13 protein-coding genes are annotated in these 8521 nt (G+C 71.8%); 12 read left to right on the forward strand and 1 reads right to left on the reverse strand.

What is annotated here, in order from left to right:
- From ABZ923_RS40080 to ABZ923_RS40105, 6 genes are all read left to right on the forward strand, one after another.
- Positions 1-732: nuclease-related domain-containing protein (locus ABZ923_RS40080; RefSeq protein ID WP_361482956.1), on the forward strand; the 732-nt coding region annotated here is incomplete at its 5' end.
- Between the two features lie 2 nt (positions 733-734).
- Entirely contained in the window at positions 735-1010 is a 276-nt protein-coding gene (locus ABZ923_RS40085) for a hypothetical protein (protein WP_361482959.1), read from the forward strand.
- Positions 1007-1888: a hypothetical protein gene (locus tag ABZ923_RS40090; protein ID WP_361482962.1), complete on the forward strand. Its 882-nt coding sequence runs from the start codon at positions 1007-1009 to the stop codon at positions 1886-1888. Before ABZ923_RS40085 ends, ABZ923_RS40090 begins: the two co-directional genes overlap by 4 nt.
- An 11-nt stretch (positions 1889-1899) precedes the next feature.
- Positions 1900-2361 (forward strand): hypothetical protein, encoded by a 462-nt coding sequence (locus tag ABZ923_RS40095; RefSeq protein WP_361482965.1) that lies wholly within the window; start codon positions 1900-1902, stop codon positions 2359-2361.
- A 1-nt stretch (position 2362) separates the two neighbouring features.
- Positions 2363-3361: a hypothetical protein gene (locus ABZ923_RS40100; protein ID WP_361482968.1), complete on the forward strand. Its 999-nt coding sequence runs from the start codon at positions 2363-2365 to the stop codon at positions 3359-3361.
- A gap of 248 nt (positions 3362-3609) precedes the next feature.
- Positions 3610-3840, forward strand: coding sequence for a hypothetical protein (locus tag ABZ923_RS40105; RefSeq protein ID WP_361482971.1), 231 nt, complete (start codon positions 3610-3612; stop codon positions 3838-3840).
- A gap of 69 nt (positions 3841-3909) precedes the next feature.
- On the opposite strand, the gene ABZ923_RS40110 is transcribed toward ABZ923_RS40105, so the two are convergent.
- Positions 3910-4197 carry a hypothetical protein gene (locus ABZ923_RS40110; protein WP_361482974.1) on the reverse strand — a complete coding sequence of 96 codons (288 nt, stop codon included), beginning with the start codon at positions 4195-4197 and terminating at the stop codon, positions 3910-3912.
- A gap of 176 nt (positions 4198-4373) precedes the next feature.
- Between ABZ923_RS40110 and ABZ923_RS40115 the strand changes: the two genes are divergently transcribed.
- The 6 genes from ABZ923_RS40115 (at position 4374) to ABZ923_RS40140 (ending at position 8362) form a co-directional block, all read left to right on the forward strand.
- Positions 4374-5483, forward strand: a complete 1110-nt coding sequence (locus ABZ923_RS40115; RefSeq protein WP_361482977.1) for a hypothetical protein — start codon at positions 4374-4376, stop codon at positions 5481-5483.
- Positions 5484-5542: 59 nt separating this feature from the next.
- Positions 5543-6052, forward strand: coding sequence for a hypothetical protein (locus tag ABZ923_RS40120; RefSeq protein WP_361482980.1), 510 nt, complete (start codon positions 5543-5545; stop codon positions 6050-6052).
- A 153-nt stretch (positions 6053-6205) separates the two neighbouring features.
- Positions 6206-6562, forward strand: coding sequence for a hypothetical protein (locus ABZ923_RS40125; protein ID WP_361482982.1), 357 nt, complete (start codon positions 6206-6208; stop codon positions 6560-6562).
- Between the two features lie 11 nt (positions 6563-6573).
- Complete coding sequence (locus tag ABZ923_RS40130; protein ID WP_361482985.1) at positions 6574-7026, forward strand: hypothetical protein; 453 nt, start codon at positions 6574-6576, stop codon at positions 7024-7026.
- Positions 7027-7067: 41 nt separating this feature from the next.
- Positions 7068-7625, forward strand: coding sequence for a hypothetical protein (locus ABZ923_RS40135; RefSeq protein ID WP_361482988.1), 558 nt, complete (start codon positions 7068-7070; stop codon positions 7623-7625).
- A 32-nt stretch (positions 7626-7657) separates the two neighbouring features.
- Entirely contained in the window at positions 7658-8362 is a 705-nt protein-coding gene (locus ABZ923_RS40140) for a hypothetical protein (RefSeq protein ID WP_361482991.1), read from the forward strand.
- The last annotated feature ends 159 nt before the right edge of the window (positions 8363-8521 follow it).

Below are 8521 nucleotides of genomic sequence, written 5' to 3' on the forward strand. Positions count from 1 at the left end.
CCGGCCTCTGCTTCGCCCGACGACTCCCAGAAGGAAGACCTGATGTCCCCCCTGCTGCTCACCGTGGCACTGATCGTCGCCGCGTTCTGGGCCTGGAACCGCCTCGGACGGCCCGGCCGGGGCCACCGGCCGGGCACGCCCGGCGCCTCGGCGTTCGCTCGCGCCCGCGAGCTGCGCACGCCGCTGGTCCGCCTGGCAACCGCGTGCGGCGTCCAGACCCGGGCGGCCCGCCTCGCCGACCAGTACGAGGCGGGCGGCGTAGGGGAGCAGTACGTCGCCGGGCTCCTCGCCGAGCTGTCCGACGAGGGATGGGTGTTCCTGTGGGACCGGCGTCTGCCGTCCGGCTCGACGAACATCGACGGCCTCGCGATCAGCCCGCGCGGCCACGTCTACGTCCTCGACCCCAAGAAGATGTCCAAGAACTGGGAGGTCGCCGTCGACGGCGGCCGGCTCTGGCACGGCAGCCGCGACGTCACCGACCGTCTCGAAGGCCTCCGCAAGGGCGCCCGCGCCGTGCAGAGCCTCCTCAGCGTCCAGCCCGTGGCCGTCGCCATCATCGACGGCCGCCTGGCCCACGGCCGCGAGTACCGCCTCAACGGCTGCCGCATCATCCCCGCCACCCGGGCCTGCGCCGTGCTGCGCCGCCTCGACGCCGAGCGCCTGCCACGCCAGCGCCCCGATCACTTCCCCGACATCGCGGCCCGACTGCTGCCGCCCTACACCGGAAGGTGACCATGTCCCGCCTTGCCCGTACCGGCGTGTACGTCGCCCTGCTGCTCGTGGGCCTCTCGCTGACACCCGCGAGGTTCCTGCACATCTCGCTGCCCATCGCCGCTATCGGCCTGCTGGCCTTCTTCGTCGTGCAGGTCCGCTCAACGAAGAACGAGACCGACCTCGCCTTCGCCTGGGTCGCCCTGTGGGCCGTGGTCGCCGTCCTCGGCGCCCCGCTGGTCACGTTCTGGCACGCCCTGGGCGACCTCGCGGTAGACCTCGCGGTAGGTGTCCTGTGACCTCGGCGAACGAGCGCTGGACGCAGCGCATCATGGCGGGCCTCGGCGCCCGCCCCGTCGGCCACGCCGAGCCCCACAACGAGGACGGGCCGCAGATCCCCATGCAGCCCCCGGCGCGCATCCACACCCCGGCCTCGTCGCCGGGCGTGCCGGACTGGTGGAGCACCAAGCCGCGCGACCTGTCCGAGCTGCCCGACAACCGGCACCCCGCGCCGACCGCTCCCGCTGAGCCTGCCCCGCTGCAGGAGGTCGTCAAAGAGCGCGACGGCGGTCAGGAGGACGAGCAGCCCGTGCAGACCGCACCGGCCCCGGGCGGGCCGGTCGAGAAGGTCGCCATCGGCGGCCCTAAGCGGACCGCGGTCCGTAAAGCGGGGGAGAAGGCCCTCGGGGACCGGCGCCTGCGGATCGTCGCCTTCAACGGCACCGCCGCGGGCCTGGGCTGGAGCCTCGGCCTGGTCGACCTGTTCGCCGCGTACCTGCCGGTCGCTGAACAGGCCGCGGTGGGCACCTTCGGCCTCGTCCTCGCCGCTGGCGCTGGCTGGGGCGCCTGGAAGTTCACCGGCACCAGCGCCGTGCGCAGCGTCTTCCAGGACAAGACGGTCCTGGTCCGGCCGATCGTCACCGCCGGCGCCGCCGAGATCGGCCGCCAGCTCGCCCCTGTCCCCGTCCAGTACCTCAACGCGTACGGCCAGGAATGGGGCCTGGGCTCGTCCTCAGCCAGCCTCCTCATCACCGCGGGCGGCATCTGCGGCGGCTTGTGGTGGTTCATCGACCGCCGCATCCGCCACTGGCACTGGACGTGCCGGTGGCTGTTCCGCGTGCCCCTTGCCTCCGCTCTCCTCGCCTGCCTGCCGTACTCCAGCGGCCCCGTCGTCTGAAAGGCACCCTCGTGCACACCACCACCCAGCTCGCCGCGCCCGGCATCAACGGCATGCAGCTCCTGGGCGCCGTCACAGTCACCGGCTTCGCGGCCATGGCCGGCGTCTGCCTGATCGCCGGGCTCCGGGGCAGCGACCGCATCAAGATCCAGAACAAGGACCAGGCCCTGATCTGGGGGTTCATCACCGGCACGCTGTGGGTCGCCGCCGGTGGTACCTGGGCGGACTTCGCCAACGGCCTCGGCGACGTCGGCAAGAGCGCGACGACCGACACCGGCCTGGGAGACCCGGGCCCCGGCGGCTCCGCGTGCCTCCTGCTGCTGATCGCCTGGGCCTGGCCGTGGAAGAAGCGCATGATCTGGCCCGCGCTCCTCGGCCTCATGGGCGCTGTCCTCGCCGGCCAGGCCGGAGGCATCCCCGGCATCCTCGTCACCCTGATCCGCTCGGTCGTCGCGAAGATGGCGGGAGGCTGAGGTGACCGTCGACCTGACGAAGAAGACGACCCCGGCACCCGAAGGCGCGGCGGTCGACAAGGAGCCGGTGGCCCTCACGGCGCGCGAGGAGCTGATGCTGCCCCTGCGGGCCTTCGCCGCCGCGGTGGGTGCCGGAAGCGTCGTCCTGGGGCGCTGGATCGCCGGGGCGGTATGGCAGGGCGTACGGACCGCGTCGAGGCCGCAGGGGAGCGGCGGGACGGCCTCGGAGGGCGAGGAGGAGGCACCGGCCTCCAAGGGCGGCATCGGCGACACGATCGAACAGCTCGTACTGGGGGTGTTCGTGGTCGTCATCGCGTGCACCCTCCTCAGCGGGGTGGTGGGCGCGCTGTGGGCCTACGCCGCCTCCTACGCGGTGTGGGTCGTCCTCGGGCTGGTCGTCGCCTGGTGCCTCCTCGCAGCCGCCTTCGCCCCCGCCCCCGACCCCGAAGACGAAGAGGAAGAGGAAGACGACACCACCGAGAACGATCATGAAAAGTCGGCGGGGGAGAAGCCGCAGGAAGGCGCCGAGGAAGGGGGGCGGGGAGAAGACGACGAGGCCCGGGAAGCCCGCTGGAGCGACGCGCGGGAAAAGCTCCGCCAGTTCGTGGAACAGCGCGTCGCGGCCGGGGCCGCAAATCGCAACCCGAACGTCAAGGGAAGGGGCGCCCGGATTGACGATCTGCTCGCCGAGCAGCAGCAGCACGGCGCCCTCCCCGGCATGACGCGGAAAGGCATGATCGAGCTGCTGGAGACGGCCGGAATCACGGTCCGCGAGCAGATGAGTTTCCGCGTCTTCGAGGAGTCCGCATCGGGCTCGAAATGGGTCAAGAAGAACGTCCCCGGCGTGCACGTCGACGACCTCACCCGAGACCTCGGATACAGGCCCCGATTGCCCGCCCATTTGGTGCCCGATTTGACCCCCGGCGCATCCCCCGTTCTGGGCCCGGAATCGGCCCCAGATCCGGCCCCGATTCCGGCCGCCCGGACGGCCGGAGAATAGGCCTCGCCGGGGCCCGCCGTCCCGGCCGGCGAGAGGGCCGCGCAGGGGAGCGGCACGGGCCCCTCCCCTCCCCCTCCCCGAGAGGGGCCACGGTCGCCTACCGCTACCGGCCTACCTACCGCCTACTACCGGGGGAGAGGGGGCATATCGGGCACGCCCCTTCCCGGCCTGTCACGGAGCGCGCTACGCTCGTGACGCGCCGCGAGCGACCGTGCGGCGCAGGCGCAGCACCACCCAGGGGGCCGACAATGCACCGCTACGAATGCGGGAACTGCCAGCAGGTATCCAACCCGTTCGTTCTGCGGAATTCCGCCGAGCGGTACGGTCAGGAACACCGCGACGAGCGTCACGGCGGAATGCACCCGTTCAACGAGGCGATCGTGTCCGGCGGTGGCCGGATGCCGCAGCCCGGCGAATGGCGGGTCTTCGTCCTGTTCGGTGTGCTGATCCTGCTCGGCCTCGCCACCAAGGCGCTGTAGCCGCTCCACCCCGAAAGCCGAAAGGGCCACGCTCCCCCGTCGTGGCCCTTTCGTCATGTCTGGCGCAGGTCAGCTCTCTCCTGCCCTCTTCGCCTTGTTCGGCTGGCGTGCCGGGACGTCGTACTTGCCGACGATGTTCCAGAGCGTGCCGATTCCCCAGGGGACTTCCGGCAGCTTCGCTAGAACTGCGACCGGCAGGTCCGGATTCGCCGTGAGTTCATCGGCGAGTGCCTTCTGCGCGGCCTCGCGCAGTACGACCTCCTGCTCGACGTGCTCCTCCCACGCCTTGATCGCGGCGCGGGCCTCGTCGCTGAGCTTGTGGTCGGGCAGGGGCTGGGGTCCTGGCTTCCTGGGCATGCCCGCAGTCTTCCACAAGTCCACTTTGCAAAACGCGTTTGGCTAGATCGGTGCGGCGCCGACCGTGCGACCGGCGATCCTTGACCGTCTCTTTACCAATCCTTCTTTGTTAAAACGGTTAGGCAAAGTCCACTAGGTAAAGAATGAAGTATCACCACCCACCAGAAAGGCCCCAGATGACCACCACGACCGACCTCCACGCCCGGGCCGGTGTCATCCCCGTCCGCAGCGCCAGCGGCGTCCTCCCGCACTACGCGAAGGAGGAAGGCGCCCGCGCCCTGTGCGGCCGCCCGTCCGGCCGCCGCATGACCAACGGAGAAGCCGACTTCGCCGAGCGCTTCTGCGCCCCGTGCACCAAGGCCGCCGAGAAGCTGGCCGCCGCCAACCCCCAGGAGCCCGACCCGCTCAACAAGCCGAAGGAGCGCGAGCCTCAGATCGTCACCGTGGCCCGCGCCTTCGCCGCCGCGGTCGAGCCCGGCGACCGCAACGCTGAGATCAACCGCCTTGCCGACGAGGCCGGCGTCGACATCGTCCACGGCCGCCGGGACTTCGACCCGCACTTCGCGGCTCCCGGCCGCTCGGCCACGCTGTGCGAGCAGGACGTCGACCGGCACCTGAACGAAGAGCAGAAGTCCCGGATCTCCGTGCTCTGCCCGGCCTGCGAGGAGACCGGCCAGCACCGCGCCGCCTCCCGCCGGGCCACGGCCGCCCGAGATGAGATCTGCGCGATGCGGCAGAGGTCGCACGCGGCGGCCCAGCGGGTGCGCATCGACCCCGACCCGGCGAACCCCGAGTGGAAGGCCGCCCTCGACGAGCTGACCGCCGTCCTGGACTGGCTCGCCGAGCACGATCCGATCAGCGCGCAGGGCATCGCCGCCGCCGACGCCGAATTCGACGCCGCCCCGCCCCTGGACGCGGTGCTCACCGCGCAGCTCGCCGGCGACACCGCGCCCGGCAGCGCACCGAAGCACCGGGAGCACCCCGACGTCCTCCGGGCCCGCGAGGCCCTCGCCGGGCTGGCGTGCGCGTGGCTGAGCGACGACCACGACCTCATCGAGCCCACCGCCGAGCAGTTCGGCGTGCGCGGCTTCGCCGTCGAGCCCCGCGGCCACGGCCGGGTCGCCTTCTACTGGCTGGAGTCCGGCGAGGCCGTCCGCCGCGACCACCCCTGGCACGGGCCCTGCCTGCCCATCGTCGCCGACCGGCTCGCCGAGCGCGGCTGGTCGGTGGAGGAGATGACGGCCAGCGCCCAGTGCGTCTTCGCCACCGCCCCGCAGTCCGCCTGACCAGCGGCCCCTGCCGCACTCGTTGACCCACCCAGCAGCACGAACCGAGGAGAGAGACCATGTTCCACGTCACGATCGAGCACCCCGGCATCAGCGACGAGCCCTACGTCTGCGACAGCCCCGCACAACTGCGCACCCTCGTCTGGGGTGTGGCCCGCGCCCAGGGCAAGCCGATCACCGACAAGGACGACCAGGACCGCGAGATGATCATCGAGGTCGGCCACCTCTGGTCCCGCGCGGTCATCGAGCGCGTCGGCCTCCTCGACGTCCACGACCTCCGCGTCAAGGTCGAGCCCGTCGAGGACGAGTTCGCCTACGCCTGCGAGGGTCACGAAGGCGAAGACAGCGTCCTCCTCGGCGGACCGACCCACTGCGACGGGACGTGCAGGCCCCGGCGCCGCTTCGACCACAAGGCCCTGGTCGACCTCTCGTGCGCCCTGGACGACGCCGACGTGGAGGCCGCGGGCGGCTGCGGCCGGTGCAGCCTGGAGGCCGACCAGATGTGCGCGGACTGCGGGCGCTGCAACTGCCACACGCACGCCACCTGCGAGCGACCCGTCGGGAAGTAGCCGGACCCGGGAGCCGGGCCGCCTCGAGCGGCCCGACCCCCGGGCCTTCTTGGCAGTTTCTTTACCTAACTCATTTGGTAAAATCGGTTAGACAAAGTGCGTTTCGTAAAGAATGAAAGTAGATCCACTCCCCACCACCCACCAGGAGCCGCGATGAGCACCGAGACCCCCACCGAGCACCGGTGCGTGAAGTGCAATCGGCTCCTCCGCAACCCCAGCCCCGACGGGCTCGGCCCGAAGTGCCGCAGGATGATCCGCCGCGCGGGCAAGGCGCCTGAGCTGGCCGGATACAAGCCGCACCAGCTGGAAAAGGCGGTCGAGAACCTCCGGCAGGGCGGCCTGATCCCCCTGCGTAAGAGCAGCAAGAACCGCGTCTACCTCGCCGTTAGCAGCGACGGCACCAGCGCCTACCGCACCGCCCGGGCGGCCTGCACGTGCCCGGCCGGCCTGAAGGCCGTGCACGTCTGCTGGCACCGGATCGCCGCCCACATCTTCGACCTCGCGAGCTGAAAGGACCCCACGTGTACGAGCTGAGCACGATCCTGGATGACTGGCCGGATCTGCCCGAGGAAGCCGACTGCGTCCCCGACGAGCAGCCGGTGCCCCCGGAGAAGTGGCCCGTCCTCGCCCCGGTCTGGCGCGACGTCCAGGTGGTCCTGGAGGCCGACCGGAGGGCGGACAACGGCTTCGTCGCGACCGGCCTGCTCTACGCCGCAGGTGCCATCGCGCCGCTCGCGACGGCTGGGCTCGGCCCCGTCGCAGCCGCCCGGTACGGACGCGGCTGGCTGTGGCGCTGCGGCGTGCACGTCATGGCCGACGGCGACCGGCCCGCGCACGACTGCACCGAGAACGGCCGCTCCACCACGGCCGACGGCGCCCGGGACGCCGCCCTTGCCCACGTCCTCGACGAGCACCCCGACGCGGCCGTGCCCTACGTCGCCCGGCGCTGGCACGCGCTCCGCAACTGGAACTGACCCGCCCCGCCCCTGCTCGACACCACCCAGGAGGAACCATCGTGAACGCCTACGCCACCGCCGCCCGCCGCCTCCGCCTGGCCGCCAACGTCTTCGAGGCCCGCGCGCACCACCGCAGTCCGGCCCTCCTCGACATCGTGACCCGCGGCTTCCGCTCGGCCGCCGGCGCCTTCGAGGACACCGCCCCCGCCGAGCCGGGCGAGCTGCCCGAGGAGCTGGCGGACGCGGTCGCCGCCCTCGCCATGGTGTTCCGCGCGCACGACTTCCACCTCTCGGCCGCCCTCGTCGCGTACGCGGTCGAGCCGGTGACCGGCGTCACCCCGCCCATGAAGGTCCTGGGCGCGGTGAGCGAGAAGCTCGCCCGCGACGACTTCGACCTGCAGAAGCGCCGGAACACGGTCCTGCACCACCCGCACCTGGAGTCGGCGGACGACGAGGTCACGAGCTGGGCGCTGCGGGCGCTGGCCACGGTCCACTACAAGCACGAGCGCCTCGCCGCCGAGGTGGCCGCCGACAACGCCAGGCTTTGCCACGAAGGCAGGACCGCGTTCCACCTGCTCCCCGCCCAGCGGCAGCACACCGGCCGCCGCTCCGCCTGACCTCACCCCGCACCCGACCGAAGGGAAGACCGATGTTCACGACCTACCAGGCCGAGGCCCCCTCCGTCCTGCGCATGCGCTGCGTGCGCCACGCCTTGGAGGGCCACGACGTGGCCGCCGAGTTCCTGATCAGCGCCAGCAGCGGACACGGCATGGCGGCCTGCGGCGAGCACCGCGAGGTGACCACGCGGGTCCTGGCCGACTTCACCGGGACCGACGACGTCGAGCTGCAGGCGCTGTTCGCGCTCACCGGCCTGTCGTGCACGGGCGAGCCGCTGATGGTGGTGGCCGAGCCCGACCGGCCCGAGCGGCGCGCCCTGCCCCTCGTCCCGGCCCGCCTCCTGGAGCTCCACGGGAGGGCGCGGGAGGCGGCCCGGGAGGCCGGTCCGCGCGACGGGGACAAGCTGATCGCGGCGCTCGCGGTGTACGGAGTCCCGAGCTGGCTCCACGAGGACTGCGGCGTCTCGTACGTGATCGCGGGCGTCGACCGCACCCGGGACGAGGGCCTCGCGCACACCGGGCCGAAGGTGTTCCTGTACTCGGGGGAGAACGCCGACCTCGCCCCGGCCGACCACACCGAGCCGTGGGCGTGCGCCCTGTACGGCGGGGACGGCGAGTTCGTCGACATCCTGTTCACCGCCCAGGCCGGGATGGGCCTCGACGCGGAGTGCGCGCACGCCGCCCTGTGCCTGACGGCCTGGCTGGACGAGCACGCCGACCGGCACCCGCGCGCCTGACCTGGGATTTCGCGTCCGCATCTTTGTGTAATCCACTTTGTCAAAACGGTTAGGCAAAGTTGATTACGGAAATGATGGATGTGTAACCCCTCACCACCCCAAGCAGCTCTGACCAGCCCTGACCCACCCACCCGGGCCCGGCGCCCACCACTGCGCCGG

The sequence above is a fragment of the Streptomyces sp. NPDC046881 genome (genome assembly GCF_040645015.1).
Taxonomy (GTDB): domain Bacteria; phylum Actinomycetota; class Actinomycetes; order Streptomycetales; family Streptomycetaceae; genus Streptomyces.

What these genes read in the sequence shown, in the direction of transcription:
- ABZ923_RS40115 (WP_361482977.1), top strand. Translation starts at nt 4,374, where the DNA reads ATGACCACCACGACCGACCTCCACGCCCGGGCCGGTGTCATCCCCGTC.
- ABZ923_RS40085 (WP_361482959.1), top strand. Translation starts at nt 735, where the DNA reads ATGTCCCGCCTTGCCCGTACCGGCGTGTACGTCGCCCTGCTGCTCGTG.
- ABZ923_RS40140 (WP_361482991.1), top strand. Translation starts at nt 7,658, where the DNA reads ATGTTCACGACCTACCAGGCCGAGGCCCCCTCCGTCCTGCGCATGCGC.
- ABZ923_RS40110 (WP_361482974.1), bottom strand. Translation starts at nt 4,197, where the DNA reads ATGCCCAGGAAGCCAGGACCCCAGCCCCTGCCCGACCACAAGCTCAGC.
- ABZ923_RS40105 (WP_361482971.1), top strand. Translation starts at nt 3,610, where the DNA reads ATGCACCGCTACGAATGCGGGAACTGCCAGCAGGTATCCAACCCGTTC.
- ABZ923_RS40125 (WP_361482982.1), top strand. Translation starts at nt 6,206, where the DNA reads ATGAGCACCGAGACCCCCACCGAGCACCGGTGCGTGAAGTGCAATCGG.
- ABZ923_RS40120 (WP_361482980.1), top strand. Translation starts at nt 5,543, where the DNA reads ATGTTCCACGTCACGATCGAGCACCCCGGCATCAGCGACGAGCCCTAC.